This window comes from Paenibacillus sp. J23TS9, from assembly GCF_018403225.1.
GTDB lineage: Bacteria > Bacillota > Bacilli > Paenibacillales > Paenibacillaceae > Paenibacillus_AQ.
Window position 1 is genome coordinate 2,980,437 of sequence record NZ_BOSG01000001.1, and the last position, 16,470, is coordinate 2,996,906.

17 protein-coding genes are annotated in these 16,470 nt (G+C 49.4%); 2 read left to right on the forward strand and 15 right to left on the reverse strand.

Features of this window, described 5'->3' with window-relative positions; translation table 11 throughout:
- Nucleotides 1-81: 81 nt before the first annotated feature.
- The 6 genes from KJS65_RS14005 to KJS65_RS14030 form a co-directional block, all read right to left on the reverse strand.
- Nucleotides 82-1,086 carry a LacI family DNA-binding transcriptional regulator gene (locus KJS65_RS14005; protein WP_213650331.1) on the reverse strand — a complete coding sequence of 335 codons (1,005 nt, stop codon included), beginning with the start codon at nucleotides 1,084-1,086 and terminating at the stop codon, nucleotides 82-84.
- Nucleotides 1,087-1,305: 219 nt separating this feature from the next.
- Complete coding sequence (locus tag KJS65_RS14010) at nucleotides 1,306-1,992, reverse strand: hypothetical protein (protein WP_213650332.1); 687 nt, start codon at nucleotides 1,990-1,992, stop codon at nucleotides 1,306-1,308.
- A complete protein-coding gene (locus KJS65_RS14015) occupies nucleotides 1,992-2,885 on the reverse strand; it encodes an ABC transporter ATP-binding protein (RefSeq protein ID WP_213650333.1) in 894 nt (297 codons plus the stop codon). Before KJS65_RS14015 ends, KJS65_RS14010 begins: the two co-directional genes overlap by 1 nt.
- Complete coding sequence (locus tag KJS65_RS14020) at nucleotides 2,882-3,241, reverse strand: GntR family transcriptional regulator (RefSeq protein ID WP_374706187.1); 360 nt, start codon at nucleotides 3,239-3,241, stop codon at nucleotides 2,882-2,884. The genes KJS65_RS14015 and KJS65_RS14020 overlap by 4 nt, the downstream gene beginning before the upstream one ends.
- A gap of 253 nt (nucleotides 3,242-3,494) precedes the next feature.
- Complete coding sequence (locus KJS65_RS14025; RefSeq protein ID WP_213650334.1) at nucleotides 3,495-5,354, reverse strand: Ig-like domain-containing protein; 1,860 nt, start codon at nucleotides 5,352-5,354, stop codon at nucleotides 3,495-3,497.
- A 285-nt stretch (nucleotides 5,355-5,639) separates the two neighbouring features.
- Nucleotides 5,640-6,305, reverse strand: coding sequence for an O-methyltransferase (locus KJS65_RS14030; RefSeq protein WP_213650335.1), 666 nt, complete (start codon nucleotides 6,303-6,305; stop codon nucleotides 5,640-5,642).
- Nucleotides 6,306-6,433: 128 nt separating this feature from the next.
- Here KJS65_RS14030 and KJS65_RS14035 point away from each other — a divergent pair, with 128 nt between their 5' ends.
- Nucleotides 6,434-7,324: a LysR family transcriptional regulator gene (locus KJS65_RS14035; protein ID WP_213650336.1), complete on the forward strand. Its 891-nt coding sequence runs from the start codon at nucleotides 6,434-6,436 to the stop codon at nucleotides 7,322-7,324.
- A 151-nt stretch (nucleotides 7,325-7,475) separates the two neighbouring features.
- Here the strand turns inward: KJS65_RS14035 and KJS65_RS14040 are convergent, their stop codons facing one another.
- Nucleotides 7,476-8,012 (reverse strand): GNAT family N-acetyltransferase, encoded by a 537-nt coding sequence (locus tag KJS65_RS14040; RefSeq protein WP_213650337.1) that lies wholly within the window; start codon nucleotides 8,010-8,012, stop codon nucleotides 7,476-7,478.
- A 70-nt stretch (nucleotides 8,013-8,082) separates the two neighbouring features.
- Nucleotides 8,083-8,250, reverse strand: coding sequence for a hypothetical protein (locus tag KJS65_RS14045; protein ID WP_213650338.1), 168 nt, complete (start codon nucleotides 8,248-8,250; stop codon nucleotides 8,083-8,085).
- 207 nt (nucleotides 8,251-8,457) lie between these two features.
- Here KJS65_RS14045 and KJS65_RS14050 point away from each other — a divergent pair, with 207 nt between their 5' ends.
- Nucleotides 8,458-9,627, forward strand: a complete 1,170-nt coding sequence (locus tag KJS65_RS14050; protein WP_213650339.1) for an oxalate decarboxylase family bicupin — start codon at nucleotides 8,458-8,460, stop codon at nucleotides 9,625-9,627.
- 96 nt (nucleotides 9,628-9,723) lie between these two features.
- Here the strand turns inward: KJS65_RS14050 and KJS65_RS14055 are convergent, their stop codons facing one another.
- The 7 genes from KJS65_RS14055 to KJS65_RS14085 are packed head-to-tail and all read right to left on the reverse strand — an operon-like array spanning nucleotide 9,724 to nucleotide 16,469.
- Nucleotides 9,724-11,088: an MATE family efflux transporter gene (locus tag KJS65_RS14055; RefSeq protein ID WP_213650340.1), complete on the reverse strand. Its 1,365-nt coding sequence runs from the start codon at nucleotides 11,086-11,088 to the stop codon at nucleotides 9,724-9,726.
- 31 nt (nucleotides 11,089-11,119) lie between these two features.
- A complete protein-coding gene (locus KJS65_RS14060) occupies nucleotides 11,120-12,142 on the reverse strand; it encodes a LacI family DNA-binding transcriptional regulator (protein ID WP_213650341.1) in 1,023 nt (340 codons plus the stop codon).
- A 44-nt stretch (nucleotides 12,143-12,186) separates the two neighbouring features.
- Entirely contained in the window at nucleotides 12,187-12,903 is a 717-nt protein-coding gene (locus KJS65_RS14065) for a glycerophosphodiester phosphodiesterase (protein ID WP_213650342.1), read from the reverse strand.
- The gene (locus KJS65_RS14070) at nucleotides 12,900-13,910 is read right to left on the reverse strand and encodes a CehA/McbA family metallohydrolase (RefSeq protein WP_213650343.1); all 1,011 of its coding nucleotides are present in this window, start codon (nucleotides 13,908-13,910) and stop codon (nucleotides 12,900-12,902) included. The genes KJS65_RS14065 and KJS65_RS14070 overlap by 4 nt, the downstream gene beginning before the upstream one ends.
- The gene (locus KJS65_RS14075; RefSeq protein ID WP_213650344.1) at nucleotides 13,891-14,373 is read right to left on the reverse strand and encodes a hypothetical protein; all 483 of its coding nucleotides are present in this window, start codon (nucleotides 14,371-14,373) and stop codon (nucleotides 13,891-13,893) included. Before KJS65_RS14075 ends, KJS65_RS14070 begins: the two co-directional genes overlap by 20 nt.
- 15 nt (nucleotides 14,374-14,388) lie before the next feature.
- Complete coding sequence (locus KJS65_RS14080; RefSeq protein WP_213650345.1) at nucleotides 14,389-15,282, reverse strand: ABC transporter permease; 894 nt, start codon at nucleotides 15,280-15,282, stop codon at nucleotides 14,389-14,391.
- Nucleotides 15,279-16,469 (reverse strand): extracellular solute-binding protein, encoded by a 1,191-nt coding sequence (locus KJS65_RS14085; protein WP_213650346.1) that lies wholly within the window; start codon nucleotides 16,467-16,469, stop codon nucleotides 15,279-15,281. Before KJS65_RS14085 ends, KJS65_RS14080 begins: the two co-directional genes overlap by 4 nt.
- Between the last annotated feature and the right edge of the window lies 1 nt (nucleotide 16,470).

The following is a 16,470-nucleotide window of genomic DNA, read 5'->3' on the forward strand; positions in this document are numbered from 1 at the left end:
TAATTCATTACCCATAGCTGCTTCTAAGCAAACCATTGGACACAATCTGAAAAGCTTTTCAAAATACCGGAAGATGAATTCTCATCTTTGACGCGAGGACTCCCTGACAATCAATTTATGCGCCATTCGCTCCCTTAGAACCTCGACGGAGCCTGTCGTCAGCCATTCATGCAGCTTTTCTGCCGCACGGTATCCCATATCATACATCGGTTGAGCAATGGTCGTCAGCTTCGGAATGAACATATTCGCAATTCGCAAGTTGTCAAAACCAACAACCGATACTTGACCCGGAACCAGAACATTGCGATCCTTCAGATAGGAAATCACCCCCATGGCGAATTCATCGGCAACGCAAAACACCGCCGTTATCTCGGGATAATCCGTAAACAAATCATGAGCCGCATGGTAAGCATGCTCGAATCTGTGGGTAGCATTCTTGACTTTATTCCCGTTATGCTCAAGTCCGGCCTCGTTCAAAGCTCTGATAAACCCCTGGTACCGGGGCGGTCCGGAAATGGAGTTTTCATGATTGAAGCCGATCATTCCAATCTCCTCGTGACCGAGATCAATCAGAAATTTCACCGCATCGTACGCCGCTGCTTCATCATCAATCTCCACGCTTGGAACATCGTACTCATCGGAATGCGTCGACAGAAGCACGAATGGAATTCTGCAGCGGACCAGCTTCTCGTAGTATTCAGGAAACATGATGTCGCTTGCAAACACAATTCCATCCACCTGCTTCTCATGAAATGCGTCAATGTACGAGAGAAGCCTGTTCTTGTCCCTGTCGGTGTTGCAGATCATCAAACTGTACCCCAGCTTAATGCACGCATCCTGCATTCCCCGGATAATTCCGGTGTAGTAAAAATTCTCGATATCCGGAATAAGCAGCCCCAGGGTAAAGGATTTCTTGTAAATCAGCCCGCGCGCAAACGAGTTAGGCTGGTATTGAAGCTTCTCAACTGCCTCCAAAACGCGAACCCGCTTGCTCTCGATGACCGATTCAGGCGCATTCATCACCCGCGATACGGTGCTGATGGATACCTCCGCCATTTTGGCAACATCTCTAATTGTTGGCTTCATAGTTTAAAACTTCCTTTGCAAGAAAACCTTTTCAAAGCGATTATAACAAGGGAGATACCCATTGGCAAGAACTTTTTTTGAAGCGCTTTCATAAATTGGAGAACATGATTAGGACTGCTTCATAGGCCTTTTATTCCACAAAAAAATCCCAATTTCTCGGTCACGACCAAGAAACTGGGACCCTAAACATGCATGAAATAACGACATACTTCGGATTCCTTACGACACCGTGGACCTGCGGAGCATACTGTAGGACAGCAGCGCATAGACCGCGATCAACGGAATCATCCAGACGAACAGTTCCATGTAATGATGCGAAATCCAGATGAACAGGTCCATCCACCGCTCATAATAAGTCATCGCAAAGCTGCCGATGCTGCTGAGCAGCAGCAAGACGGTAAAAAATACGTACAAGCCGTTTTTCCCGAATCTGCGGTGAATACTTGAAATAGCGAACCCGAGAAAGAACATCTGCATCATGACGACGAAGTAAATTCCAAACCGCGCGATCGGGGATAGGTCGCTCATAAACGGCATGTAGAAGTAACCGAGGTTCACACCCCAGCCGTCCGACAGGTCCTCCACCACCGAAAGCAAAAATAATATCGCGCTCGAGCCAGCGCTGACAAGGATGCACATCAAGGACGTGCCTATGAAGTAATCCATTCTGCGGATGCTCATTCCGAGCGAAAAAGGGAATGTCTGCGCCTGTACGATGAGAATGGCGATAAACATATATACATAGATAGAGGCAATGCCGCCCGAGTTAATATGCTCCTGTCCGTTCATCAAGATTCCGATGATCACGTTTATGGCGAAACTGAACAATAATACGACCCACGGCACATAAATCCAAACCCATTTATCGCGCCAATGCATTTTTAATACGCCTGTTGTCCGATTCATCAGCATTCAGCCACCTTTCCGTTTCCTTTGTTACCTGTTAGATGAACAATGAGCTTCTGCAGGGACACTGGCGCAATTTCGATACCCAGCGCCTCCGCTTCGCGTCTTTGCGCTCCATTCAAGCGCTCGAGCACCGTCGTGGTCATCATGCCGCCAATGGATTCCTGGTGAATGATTGTTTTGCCTGCCGTAAGCTTGCTGACGTGTTGTGCCGCGCCAACGGCCGTATAAGCTTTTTCCCGGATCTCATCGGCATCCTCGTCAATTAGAATCTTTCCGTCGTCTATCAGGATGACATGCTCCAGCAGATTGCTGACCTCATCGATCAAATGCGTGGATAAAATGAACGTCCTTGGATACTCCGCGTAATCTTCGATCAATTTTTTATAGAACAGATTTCTGGCGACCGCATCGAGGCCCAGGTAAGGCTCATCGAAAATCGTCAGCGGTGCTCGGCTGGCCAGCCCGACGATAACACCCACGGAAGAGAGCATCCCTCTGGACAGCTTCTTCATTCTTCTTTTCAGCGGAAGGCGAAAATCCTCCACGAGCTGCAGCGCATACTTTTGATCCCAGTTCGGGTAAATGGACGCGGCGACCGCCAAAACATCCACGATTCGAAAGCTATCCGGATACTTCTGGCTCTCTTTGATGAAGCACAGCTGGCTGAGCACCCGGTTATTTTCGTAAGGCTTCTCCCCGAACACCAGCATGTCACCGCTTGTCGGGAACAGCTGGGCCGTGAGTATATGCATGATGGTCGTTTTGCCTGCGCCATTTCTGCCAAGCAAGCCATAAATTTTGTTCTGCTCGATGACAAAGCTGACATCCCGGATCACCGTATCCTTGCCATAGGTTTTATTCAGCCGATTCACTTCGACGATCGGATTCATTTCAAGCCATCCCCTCTCCGGACCATGTCCGTTAATTGGTCGGTCGTAATCCCCAGCTTCTTCGCTTCGTGGATCATCGTGATGACATACTGCTCGTAGAATTGTTCCTTCCGCTTCTCCACCAGCTTTTCTCTTGCCCCAGACGCGACAAACATGCCGATCCCTCTCTTCTTGTACAGAATGCCTTGATCAACCAGAAGATTGACTCCCTTCGCTGCTGTCGCCGGATTAATCTGATAAAAGGATGCAAACTGATTGGTCGAAGGGACCTGGGTTTCCTCTGGCATGCCTTCCCCAATGATGTCGTCTTCGATCTTCTCCGCGATTTGTATAAAAATAGGACGCCCATCATCCATAATCGGCCCCACGTCTTCACCACCCAACTGGTTAATTACTCAAGTAACTAACCTCAATATATGCGAATACTTCTTCTTTGTCAATTTGTTTTTAAAGAAATTTCTGGCGTCTTACCTGTCTGAGGATGCAAAAAGGGCTGAAGCCCCCGTCTACCGTCGTTTGGCCCAGACTGGCTTCGGGTCCGGGACATGACAAAGAGCAGCCTTTCGGCTGCTCTTTGTGTTCCAACAATCCTATGATAACGATCATCCATTATTTCGCATCAGGGGCTGTGCCCTTGGCATCGGAGGCCGGCGAGCTTTCTCGCTCACCCGGCTTCGGACTCGATGCCCGCATAACCTGTACGTTCGCCGACACGGACTTGCCTTTATACGAGGCATAAATCCGGGTCGTCCCGGCGCGGTACCCTGTCAGATTCCCTTCTGCGTCCACATCGGCGATATCGGGATGATCGCTGCGGAACGATGCCTTCTCGGTCACATTCGTTTCCTTTCCTGAGACATCATCCTTAAAAATCAGATGGACATCAATCAGGGCACCGGCCGCAAGCGAGTACTCTTTTGAATCAAACTGGATCCGGCCGTATGCCGGCTCGAATTCCTCGGAATTTTCCGGGAGAATGGTCACCTTCAACGATGCGCTCCGGTCTTGGTAACTCGCAGCAATATTGGTCTCCCCCGGTGAATGGGCCGTGATCCGTCCTGTCGCGTCCACGGTTGCTACATCCGGATTTTCGGAACGGTAAGCTGCTGCGCTCGACAAGTCCTCTTTCGATCCATCGGTGTATACCGCCTGCAGCACCGTCGGTACGCTCGTGCCTTCCTTGAGCATTTTCGCCTGTTCCGAGAAAGCGATACCCGTGAGGCTCTTTTCTCCCGCCGCAGGCTGGTTGCCCACCGGAGCCAGCTTCATCAGCTGAAGCTTCGTCTTTTCCCCGAGCTTCACCGTCCCCGGAAAAATAAACCCTCCATCATGTGCAGCACTTCCCTTACCATAACGGGAAATTTGCGCGCCTTTGAAAAGCGTGCGCTGCGGCTCTTCTCCCGAGCCATTAACGCTTAGCAAGTCGTATTGGGTTTTCCGGTTCAGATAGTCCCCGGAAGCATTTCCTCCGAGGAGGGCGTATCCGTCTCCCGTTTTGACGAGACGGTTGAACACTTCGACGTCGGCGCCGGCCGTATACGTTTTTTGCCACAGCACCTGCCCGTCCGCATCGGTTTTCGTCAGCACCGTGATCCGTTGCTGGTTGATCACCTTTTGACTTCCGACTACATAGCCGCCGTCACCGGAGGGCGTCACCGCGAACGCTCCCCAATCGGTGCCCGGATCGCCGATTTGTTTCATCCAGAGCTGTTCGCCTTCGTCACCGATTTTCATCATCAGGAGCGCATCTTGGTCACCCGGCTCATAATCGGGGCTGTCAATGCCCCCGACGGCAATATATCCGCCATCTACCGCGGGTATGAGATCGTTGATGTATTGGCTGTCGCCAAAGCGGTATTTTTTGTACCACATCTCTTGCCCGCTTCCATCCACTTTTAGAATATAGGCTGTGCTGTAACTCATGTTAGAGATCCCTTTTCCGCCTATTAAAAAATCGCCGTTCTCCGCTTCGATCACCGCCTGTGGAGTGCTGTGAATCCCGTCCTCTTCTTTCGTCTGCTCCCACAATACCCGGCCAGAACCATCAAGCCTGATCATAAGCAGCTGGCTGAACGGCTGACCCGAGGTGCTCGTCGTGGAACCGATCACGAAGTATCCCCCGTCTTTAGTTTCGATCGCCTGGTAGGCCGCATTCGTCTCGGAGCCTGCATGGTCCAGCTTCTGCTCCCAATCGGCCGTTCCTTCCGCATCCAGCTTGACGATATAGGCCTTCTGGGAATAGGACTCCCAGTCCCCCCTCATCTCCTGCTCCGTCAGGCTTCCCAAAGCCAAATATCCTCCATCCGACGTCGGAATGACCCCTTCGCCCGCAGACCAGGCTCCATATTCCTTCGACCAATCGATATCAGGCAGCGGGGCGCCTTCCCCGTGAGTCGTTCCGGCTTGTACGGTGAGCGCTATCATAAGCGCAATGATTAAAGACAGTAGGCGTGATCGTATTCTGGACACTGGTATTCTCCTCCCGTATTTACATCGATACTGGCTTCGTAACAATATATTCCAATTATCGATGGAATCGGTTTGGATTCCTATCCCTCTAATTTCATAAATACGTATGCCGATTGAACGGGTTTTTGTCTCGATGCAAAAATAACGAAAAGCAAGCGATGGGTCTTAAGCCGCGGATCATGAACATGGTTCTATCATGAACCACAAATAAACGCGGATCCCCGAAAGTTCCGGGGTTCCGCGTTCGCATAGTCGAACAAGGACTTCCGTTTCTGCTCTTCATTCCTATCCCTTTACAATCCCGATCATAAAGCCGTCATATCCCTTGCTGCCCACCGTTTGAATGGCGGTTGCCGATATTTTGGGATTACCTGTAATCATCTCATTAAATTTTCTTACACCCTGTATGCGGGGATCCGTGCTGTGTTTGTTTATGATCTCCCCTTCACGGATCACATTATCTCCGATAATGACGGTTCCGGGGCGGGAAAATTGCAAGGCCCAGTTCAGGTAATGCGGGTTATTCGGCTTATCCGCATCGATAAAAATCAGATCGAATGGTTCCATCTCCTCTTCTGCCATCATGGCCAGCTGCCCCAAGGCATCACCGGTCCGAACCTCGATCATATGCTCCAAGCCGGCATGAGCGATATTAGCCTTTGCAACATCTGCATGATGGGAATCAAGCTCCAGTGTAATGATTTTTCCATCTGCAGGCAGGCCTCTGGCCATCCAGATGGTGCTGTAGCCACCGAGCGTTCCGATTTCCAGAACCCGCTTGGCGCCTTTCATTTGAACGAGCAGCTGCAGTAGCTTGCCTTGGTTCGCAGTGACATCAATCTCCGGTAAATCCGCTTTCCGGTTCGCTGTCAGCACGTCATCAAGGATAGGGTCATTCGGGCAAAGCAGATCCGTAATATACTCATCAACTTGTTCCCAGGTTTGTTTCATTTCAATTCACTCCTTATTTGGTATTGATGTTTCTGGTTCTATTGTAGTTGGATTATAATGATATTAATAATATATCTTTATTCGTAATTCATATATAAAATATATGAATTACTCAAGGAGCGAAACCGATGAACTTACATGCCCTGCGTCTGTTCCATGTGATTGCCTCTACCGGCAGTGTAACCCGTGCCTCAGAGCTGCTGAATATCAGTCAACCAGCCATTACGGCCCAGATCAAGAAATTCGAAAAGGAAATCTCTTTGCCGCTCCTTATGCCTCAAGGCCGAGGAATTGCATTGACTGATGCGGGGGAGCAAATCGCTGTGCTTGCCAAACGTTTATTTGCAGTCGAGCAGCAGATCGAGCAGTTCGCAAACGACTACGGCCACGGAGCCTATGGTCTTATCCGCCTTGCAGCGACCTATCTGCCGGCACATTTTCTCCTTCCATCCTGGCTGGCCAAGTTCAAACAGCAGTATGAACATGTCGAAATGTCCATCACGACAACCAACTCCAGCGGAGCACTGAAACAGCTTTTGAATGTGGATGTGGATTTGGCGATTTATGGCGGACTGCCGGAGGCGTATCCGGATACGGTGCAGACCGAGGAATTATTTCAAGATGAGCTGTGGTTTGTCGTTGCCCCCAGTCACAAGTATGCGAATCAGCATGTTTCGCTGGAAGAAATGATGAAGGAGCCTTTTGTCATGCGTGAGGAAGGCAGCTCTACAAGAGAAAGGCTATTCGCACTGTGCCGGACGTATAATGCGACCGCACCAAAGATCGCCTTGCAATTTAATGGATTGCATGAAGCCATTACAGCCGTAATTGCCGGCTACGGAGCCAACTTTGTTTCCTCCCTAGTCGTCCGCGAATACGTATCCCGTGGCGAGTTATGCCGCGTATATGTGAAGGGCATCGAGCTCCGGAATGTGATCGCCATCTGCACTCGCAAGGATGAGCCGCTAAGTGCAGCCGCCCGCAATCTGGTCGAGCTGATCCGGATGCATCCGTATTAAAACAGCTCGATGAGTGGGGAGCTCAGAATAATAAGTAAGCTTTGTTTAACTAAATAAAAAGCACCCATACGGAAAATGGCGGCTCAACCATCAAGGCTGAACCGCCGGATTTCCGGAGGGTGCTTTTATTTTCATTTTCCGTTACGTGAGGCTACCTGCCACGCATTTTCAGGATTGAATACATATGAGTATGATGAGATACACCCGATTGAACCATATAATTCCGCAGGACGCCTTCCTTCTGAAAGCCAAGCTTGATCAGCATCTCATTGGAACCATCATTTTCTGTGAATACAATGGCGCCAATGCGGGCCAGATTCATAAATTCAAACCCATACGTCAGAATGCTTGCCGCCGCTTCTGTAGCATATCCTTTACGCCAATGCTCCGGATGAATTTCGTATCCGATTTCAGCTCTTTGATGCTTGGGGGACCAGGCATTAAATCCCATCGTGCCTATTAATCCAGGCTTTCCCTTCCGCTCTATTCCCCACCGGATTCCACGATTCTCACGATAGCTGTCTGCAAAGAATGATACGAGTTTTTCAGCCTGTTCGATATTCTCAAATGCCTCCTGGCCATAATACCGCATAGCTTCATCATTGGAGAAACAAGCAAAGATACTTTCCGTATCTTCCTGCGTAATCTCTCTTAAAACTAATCTTTCCGTCTCGATTTTCGGGAACATTCCGGAGCACATCCTTCGCAAGGTTTATATTTTTCGGATCTATTTCAAAACGGTCATAATGCGGAGGAATTCACTTAGGCAGCGGTCGCCTAATCACTTCATTAGGGGCTTTCGTCCATGGTCTGAGCAGCAGATTCTCACCGGCTCCATTGCGAGCATAGTACTCGATACTTTTCTCCGAGCCCCATTCCTCAGGCTGTACCATGACTTCATTAACGCACATCTTCGTTTCTTCCATGGTTCGTCCACCTCCTATCCTGAAAGTTTGATTATCGTAATGATGCCATCAATTGCCGGATTTTGCAAAGGATAGTTTATTGGAGAAATGCCAAACTCCTGACAGCATCGTTAATGTACATCATAAAAACCAAGCTTAGACTCATACATATCTTTAAATATGCCCTGCATATAGTAGGCACATTTCAAATATGGAGGAATCAATTCGATGAAAAGCATTCCCAGGGATCATGAAGAGAATCCCTTAAATATCCCCCAACCTATCCGCAGCGACGGTGCAGGTGGTGTGGACTGGGGTCCTCGTGATGTGCTGCGGGATATGGAAAATCCGGACATGTTCGTTCCGCCTGCCACCGATTCGGGATTATTGCCAAACCTCAAATTTTCTTTCTCCGATACCCATATGAAGCTTAATCAGGGCGGTTGGTCTAGAGAGATCACTGTGCTGGAGCTTCCGGTTGCGAAAACGCTCTCCGGCGTCAATATGTACCTGGCACCGGGAGGAGTCCGTGAAATGCATTGGCATCAGCAGGCGGAATGGTCTTATATGATCCGAGGTGAAGCCCGGGTCACTTCTGTGGACCAAAATGGCCGCAATTTCATAGCCGATATTGGTCCGGGAGATCTATGGTATTTCCCCGCGGGGCTGCCGCATTCCATCCAAGGGCTCGCGGAAGGCTGTGAATTCCTGCTTGTTTTCGATGACGGAAGTTTTTCTGAAATGAACACACTATCGATTTCGGATTGGTTAGCACACACGCCCAAAGACGTGCTTTCCGCCAATTTCGGCGTTCCAGCGGATGCTTTTAACAGCCTGCCGGATCATCAGGTTTATATGTTTCAGGCTACTGTCCCCGGTTCCCTGGCAAGTCAGCATGTGGACTCCCCTTATGGCACCGTTCCGCTCAGCTTCAAGCACCGGCTGCTGGCACAAGCACCTATTGTAACGCCTGGAGGAAGTGTGCGGATTGTTGATTCCTCGAACTTCCCCATCGCCAAAACCATTGCTGCCGCTTTGGTTGAAATCAAGCCTGGCGGCATGAGAGAGATGCATTGGCATCCCAATCAGGATGAATGGCAGTATTATCTGACGGGTCAGGGCCGAATGACTGTTTTTTCCGGTAATGGGGCGGCACGAACCTTTAATTACAGAGCCGGAGATGTAGGTTATGTACCGTTTGCCTCTGGTCATTACATTCAGAATACAGGCACGGAGACTTTATGGTTCCTGGAGATGTTCAAAAGCGACCGGTTTGTCGATGTTTCCTTAAATCAGTGGATGGCGCTCACTCCGCGCCAGCTTGTCCAAGATAATCTGCATGCGAGTCCTGAACTGCTTCATGCACTGCGTAAGGAAAAATGGCCTGTCGTTAAGTAAAAAAACGCGGCCCAATAGGCTGCGTTAGTTCGTATACATCACTTCTATTTGATTTCGTCGCCATACCCGTTTCAGAACTTGGAAAACCGTCTTCTCCTATATCGAGGCGTCGCCGTTAACAATCGCATACCGGATTCGCCTCCACTTTTGTGAACGCCAGCGCAGCACCATGGCGATTCCCCGCAGCCACTCATCTGCTATAAAGGCCAGCCAAATGCCGGGAATACCGAGATGACAAACAATTCCAAGCAGATAGGCAAGCGGAATACTGATTCCCCACATGGAGATCACTCCGGCATACACCGGAAATTTAACATCCCCCGCTGCATTGAGAGCCCCGATAACAATGACATTGCATGCCCTGGCCGCTTCCAGAACAAGAGACAACAGCATCAAAGTCTGACCGAGATGAATCACGGCAGGATCGGATGTGAACAGTCCCAGAAGCGGCTTGGAGAAGATAACAAGTATACAGCCAACTCCGGACGTAATCACCAGTCCAATCCAAAGATTACGGAAGCAGGCATGATAGGCTTCATCCTGCCTCCCCGCTCCGATCAAACGTCCGATCAGTATGGATGTGGCTTGTCCGATGGATATCGAGAAGAGGAATACGAATGTGGTGATATTCTGCGTATAAATTTTAGTTGTTAGCGCAGACGTCCCTAATAGGGTCACCAAATATGTGATGAAAATTTGGGACACATTATACGAAATGTTCTCCCCGGCAGAAGGAATCCCGATCCGGAGCAGGTCCCATGCGGCTTTCAGGCGCATACGGATCATGTTCCGTATAGACAATGGATAGCGCATGATTTTGACCAGCATATATACTGCAATAACCACTCCGATCAACCTGCTGATATCCGTGGCAATCGCAACTCCTTTTACGCCAAGGACTGGAATCCCGAAAGGACCGTACAAAAATAAGTAATTCATGAAAATATTCAGTAAAATGACCGTAAAGGTCAGCGTTAACATTTGCTTCACGAAACCATGCATCCGCAGGATGGTATCTGCCGTACTGATAAACGCAGCGGTAAAAGAAAACATCCCGATCATGGTCAGGAAGGTAACACCGTCCGCCATCAGTTCCGGGGGCAGCTTCAGCATATGCAGGAGCGGCTTGGCGAATACAACCAATATGATACTGACTACCACTCCCATAATCATATTCAATCCGATGGATAATGAGGCAATTTGGGCCGCTTCCTTGTCTTTGCCCGCTCCAAGAAGCTGGGAAATCAGTACACTGAGTCCTACATTCACAAATCCGAACAGGAAGTATGCCGCAGTAATGATTTGATTCGCAACACCCACGGCAGCCACCGCACTGTCTGCATATTTGCTGAGCATCAGGGTATCGATATTTAAAATAATGGTCTGTAAAAATTGTTCCAGAAAGATGGGCCAAGTGAGTCCTAGTAAAGTTAAGGGTTTGTCCTGTTGTTGTTTATCCATTAAGCCCGCCTTCGATTTTAGAAGAGACTCTTCAAGGCTCGTACGCGCGACAGCTGCCTTGCTCCACAAGTTCATGTTCCAGCACAATCGTTCTCATCGTGTGCGTACTTGATGATTGTTCATTCGCCTCGATCATTTCCAGCAGCAAATCGACGGTGCACTCGCTGATCCGATCCACCGGCTGCTTGATTGTCGTGAGTTTGGGCCGTACAATGTCAGCAATCTGACTGCCGTCAAACCCGATGACGGATAGATCCCCGGGAACATGCAGCTGATGGTCCTGGATACAGTTCACAGCCCCAGCCGCCATATCATCACTGGCCGCAAAGACGGCGGTGAATTCCTCCCGCGCCTCCCTCAGCAGCTCACTCATCAGCCTGTAACCGCTGGCCAGCTTATAATCGCCATACCGGATTATTGCTTCATTGACCTCTATTCCATGATCCATGCATGCGGCAGTATATCCCTCAAGCCGTTTCAGCCCCGCGCATAAGTCCCTCTTATCTCCGGCAATCATCGCAATTCTCCGATGGCCTTGTGAGATCAGATAGCTGGTCGCATCATAGCCTGCTTTAAAGTCATCAATAATGACCGTGGAGAGATTCATGCCCAAATCGGCATGAACGACAAGCGGAATCTGCGTTTTGTCCAAGAAAAGTCCGATATCCTGATTTAATTTTTCATGCATCAGGACAATGCCGTCCACACGCATTTCCTGATATATATTTAAATATTTTACGACTTTCCCGGTATCTTCCACGATATTGGATACAAGTAGGTTATAGCCTCTCCGGCCTGCGATCTCCTCAATCCTGCTTAGAATCATCGCCTGGAAATTGGACGTAATGTCCGGAATGATGACACCGATTAAATACGTTTTATTCCTTTTTAGACTTTTCGCGATTAGACTTGGCGAGTAGTTTAGCTCCTCGATCGCCCTAAGCACTTTCTTCTCCAGCTTCTCGCTTATATGCTCGCTTTTGTTCAGGACACGCGAGACGCTGGTCACGGAAACTCCTGCTGCCCGTGCCACATCTTTAATTTTCACACCCATATTTCCACACCCATAATGGTAACTTCCTCAGTAATAAAAGATTGTTATTGTTGATCCTGCTGCATCTGAATTCGGAGTGCAACCAGTCCCGATACATCTAACGTCGACACCGCATCGACGTTCATATCGGCGAAAGTCTCGAAGCCCGTTCCATCCGGCAGGGTATAAATCCATACCTGCAAATCATGTTCATGTGCAATTCGCACCAGAGATGCGCGGCAGGAAGAATAATCCACATTAATTCCTGCGCAGCCTGCCTGCTTCACCCTTGCACATATGTCCTGTACTGCAGCTTCGTACTGAGCTGACTCCATCTTCCCCAGCTCCGATGGGGTATTCCACATGATTCTGGAGTGAAATGGTGTAGCCATAATCAGGTCTGTCGCTCCGGTAAAATAGATTTGATCCCACATATTCAAAGACTTAAGCAGCTCTAAAGCAGGAAGGGCAGCGTCGTCATTTTTGATATCCAGGTTGAATGATACCGGATTCCCCTTCCACTCGAGCAGTACGTTCTCCAGCCTTTCGAGATGTTTTCCCGCCTCAAGCTGCAGCGGATTCTGCTGCATGAGCTCCTCATACGTGAATGATGAAAATGCCTGGTGATCATCATGGAATAGTACACATACCCCGTCTTTCATTGTCTGGACATCCACCTCCAAAATGTCGCATCCTGCATTTTTCCCGGCCAGGCATGATTCCAGTGTGTTGTCCGGCGTGCCCTCGCAGCCCGTATGGGCAATGATCAGCGGCTGTTTCAATGGATCGCCTCCTTAAAATAAACCGGATTAGTAAAAGCAAGTGTCGACAAGGCCCCATTCAGCATCCCATAAAGACGGACCCGCATCCAGAGAAGTCCGTCCGCCCGAAATGAATATTGGATTTCATCTTGCTCTTCCGCTAAAGAATAGCGCGTCAATTCTCCAAGGTTCGATTCGATGATGATCATCAGCCCTTGTTCATCCGTTTCTAATTGCCGATCCGGATGATGGGATGGAATCACTCGCACAGTCATCTCGCAGTTTCCGTTCTCACCCGGGGTTCCCACTTCTACGATGTCTCCAATCCCGTACCTGTTTACACCTCGCTCAACCTGAAGCTCTAGCCGCGGTCCCATGCTTACACAGATCCTGCCGGAAGAAATCGCATTTACCACAGATTCCGTATTCGGCATACCCTCTTCATTCTCCAGCCCAAGGTAGGTATATGCCGGTAGATCATCTTCCTCGCTCGAACGGTGCCAGTCCCGGCCCGCCGTAGCCGATATCCGATATCCCTGATTTAACAGGCTGGTCCACTGTTCAAACGCAGGTGCGTTATGATTCCGCATGGGTGGCAGCGTCTCATGCCATACCTCCATGTAATCGATATCGTTCCAATCCTCGACGACATATTCCCAGTGGCATCCGGTGCATATCGGGCTCCCCAGACTGAACGGATGTGCGATCCCGACAATCCCCCCCTGCTCATGCACCCTATTGATGCCTTTATGAATATCAGAAGGTCCCAAATCCCGCCATTCGGAATAAGGCACGCCAAGGGTCAGCATATGGCCGTAAAAAGTCGTCCATTCCAAACCTGGGATAATAGAAATTCCGGTTTCCTCCGTGACAGCAGCCGCATCAGCCATGCCGGAGGTCGTATTATGATCGGTCAGCGCGATGCCGGAGAGTCCCAGTTCCCTGGCCTTCATGCACATCTCGAACAGCGTATGCGTGCCGTCACTATGCGGCGTATGAGTATGCAGTTCAAACGGAAGCCATCTCATGATCCACTTCTCCTTCCCGGATACGCAGTTGATACTCGCATTCTTGTGTCACAATGCAATGAACGCTTATCGTCACTTTCCATACGCCATTTCGAATCGGCCCGGAGAAGAACCCCGGGGAGCTCTCATGCCGTGATAGGATGTGCTGCTGATGATTGGGATGGCGGTGCGCAGAACCCCTGAATCCATCCGGGTCATCGACGGAGAGCGTCAGCAGGTTTTGCAAGGGATGAAATTTCTCCCAATGTTCTAGATACACGTTTTGAAGCGCCGGATTCACGTATTTGCGAATCGCTTCCTCAATCATCTGTTTTGAGTCATCCCGATCATCCAAGGTTTTCGGACCGTATTCAAACTCAATGTGCAGGGCATTTATCCCTTCGGGAATATACAATTGGTATGTGATATGAGTCTTGGAGCTAAGCGGCGTCAATTTGCCTGCAACAGTCAACAGTTCCCTCATGTTCATTCCACCTTTCTATCTTTCATCCTTCATCATGTTGCGAATGTAGAAATATCCTACAAGAGAGCAGATGGCAAACATAAATACGGCACAGGCGCTTGCAATCCCGGTTTCAAAGTAAACCGAGAACTGCTGCTGCATCGCTACGCCGAGCACCTGCGGCGCATTCGGCCCGATAAGGAATGGCGCCGTGAAGCTGCCGATCACACCCATGACGACAAAAGTTGCCGCAACGAGCATGGATTTAAAGGATAACGGGAAGATAATGCGGAAGAAAATCTGGATTTTACCTGCTCCGATATCCTTGGCGCTTTCGATGACGGCATTCGGAATCCCCGACAGGGCCGAGCTCAGCAGCATGGCCGCAAAAGGGATATTAAACCACAAATTGGCCAGCAGAAGTCCCTTGTAATCGTAGAGTATCTTCATGAATGGCGCATCCGTAAAATGCAGCATAATGCGTGCCAGCCAGCCATGATTGCCATACATATTGATCATGCCGTACGTTGCGATCACCGAAGGAATGAACATCGGAATGTAATACAGCTTCTCGATCCATTTTGCAAGCTTGCCGGTAGAAAATCTCAGGAATACAGCCAGTAAATATGCGATAAACAGCACGATCACCGATGACACCACAGTCAAGTTCAGTGTGTACATGATGTTCGCCTTCATCGCGGGATCGGTGAATAAATACTTGTAATGATCCCAGGTGAACTGTCCGTCATTTCCAGTCAGGCTCTCTTGAACCGAAGTAGCTATCGGGACAACAATCATAAATAACAGCAATAAAAATGAAGGGATCACCATCAGCAGGCCCAGCGCGGAGTGCTTGACTCCGCGGCTGTTCCAGGCCGATTTCAGCGGTTTGCGCGTTTCCAGAGATGGACTTAATCCTTGTCCGCTCATTGACCTGCTACTTCCCTCTGCCAGCGTTTCATCGCTTCGGACTCCAGCTCCCCAAGATTAAAGGAACGGTAGCTCACGGAAACACCTTTGAATTTATCCTGCAGCTCGCTAGGCATATGAGACCATTCAATACCCGGGAATCCATAAATTTTGTTAACCACTTCCGCCTGGGCATCCGGGCTGAGCACGAAATTAATAAAATCATAAGCCGCCTCTTTATGCTTGGACATGCTTGGAACAGTAAGAAGTCCCGGTCCTCCGGTAAAAGCAGGCTCTATCTGGGCCAGCTTGGTCGTTTCAGGCAGAAGCTTTTTGTTGATTTGCTCCAGCGCCATATCAGACCAGGCAGGGACCATATCCACTTCTCCGTTCGAGAGAAGATCCAGCGTTCCCTGGTTTTTCTTCGGATACACGCCCTGCTGGTACATGTCTTTGCTCAAAGCCTTCAGCTGTTCGAATCCTTGATCCCATTGCTGCATGATGCTTTTATCCTGATTGTGGATCGCATCATCCGGCAAGGATTTATACAACGTGGTCAGCACAAAGGATTCTCCGGAACCTCCGGTTGAAGGGTCATTATAGGCAAACCGCCCCGGATGCTCATGGATCCATGTGTACAGGTCATCCAGTGTTTTAGGAGGTGCAGGTACTTTCTCACTGTTATATGCGAGAAGAACGGATGAAGAACGGTAAGGTATGGCTTTATTGTTCAGATCCTTCATGTTTACAGGATCCATCAAACTAAGATTCGGAATTTGCTGCTCACTCAGTGACTCAAAGACTCCGTCTTTCTTATCAGCAGCCATATCAGAGCCTCCGTTTGCCTCATACAAATCCACATCGACACTGTCCTTACCCGCACGTTTAGCTGCAACGATACGGTTCATCGTCGCCTGCTCCCCTTGACCGGAAGGTATATACACCAGCTTAACCTTCACTTTATCTTGTTCCTTTTCATACATTTCCTTCAAATGCTCCCACAGCTCCTGCACATTCTGGGAACCGCTGAAATAGAAAGCAATTTCCGTCTGGCCGCTGGCGCTGCCGCCTGCCGTATCCCCTGCTGCTGAGGCGTTCGGATCACTTTTCCCCGCACCTGAAGAACAGCCGGCAAGAATTGTAAAGACAGCCAATGAGGTGAGAAGCAGCGTTTTCCCTTTATGTTTGAATCCACGGTTAATACTCATG

What these genes read in the sequence shown, in the direction of transcription:
- KJS65_RS14045 (WP_213650338.1), bottom strand. Translation starts at nt 8,250, where the DNA reads ATGGAAGAAACGAAGATGTGCGTTAATGAAGTCATGGTACAGCCTGAG.
- KJS65_RS14055 (WP_213650340.1), bottom strand. Translation starts at nt 11,088, where the DNA reads ATGGATAAACAACAACAGGACAAACCCTTAACTTTACTAGGACTCACT.
- KJS65_RS14070 (WP_213650343.1), bottom strand. Translation starts at nt 13,910, where the DNA reads ATGAGATGGCTTCCGTTTGAACTGCATACTCATACGCCGCATAGTGAC.
- KJS65_RS14005 (WP_213650331.1), bottom strand. Translation starts at nt 1,086, where the DNA reads ATGAAGCCAACAATTAGAGATGTTGCCAAAATGGCGGAGGTATCCATC.
- KJS65_RS14040 (WP_213650337.1), bottom strand. Translation starts at nt 8,012, where the DNA reads ATGTTCCCGAAAATCGAGACGGAAAGATTAGTTTTAAGAGAGATTACG.
- KJS65_RS14085 (WP_213650346.1), bottom strand. Translation starts at nt 16,469, where the DNA reads ATGAGTATTAACCGTGGATTCAAACATAAAGGGAAAACGCTGCTTCTC.
- KJS65_RS14020 (WP_374706187.1), bottom strand. Translation starts at nt 3,241, where the DNA reads ATGGATGATGGGCGTCCTATTTTTATACAAATCGCGGAGAAGATCGAA.
- KJS65_RS14030 (WP_213650335.1), bottom strand. Translation starts at nt 6,305, where the DNA reads ATGAAACAAACCTGGGAACAAGTTGATGAGTATATTACGGATCTGCTT.
- KJS65_RS14080 (WP_213650345.1), bottom strand. Translation starts at nt 15,282, where the DNA reads ATGAGCGGACAAGGATTAAGTCCATCTCTGGAAACGCGCAAACCGCTG.
- KJS65_RS14060 (WP_213650341.1), bottom strand. Translation starts at nt 12,142, where the DNA reads ATGGGTGTGAAAATTAAAGATGTGGCACGGGCAGCAGGAGTTTCCGTG.
- KJS65_RS14035 (WP_213650336.1), top strand. Translation starts at nt 6,434, where the DNA reads ATGAACTTACATGCCCTGCGTCTGTTCCATGTGATTGCCTCTACCGGC.
- KJS65_RS14010 (WP_213650332.1), bottom strand. Translation starts at nt 1,992, where the DNA reads ATGAATCGGACAACAGGCGTATTAAAAATGCATTGGCGCGATAAATGG.
- KJS65_RS14075 (WP_213650344.1), bottom strand. Translation starts at nt 14,373, where the DNA reads ATGAGGGAACTGTTGACTGTTGCAGGCAAATTGACGCCGCTTAGCTCC.
- KJS65_RS14050 (WP_213650339.1), top strand. Translation starts at nt 8,458, where the DNA reads ATGAAAAGCATTCCCAGGGATCATGAAGAGAATCCCTTAAATATCCCC.
- KJS65_RS14015 (WP_213650333.1), bottom strand. Translation starts at nt 2,885, where the DNA reads ATGAATCCGATCGTCGAAGTGAATCGGCTGAATAAAACCTATGGCAAG.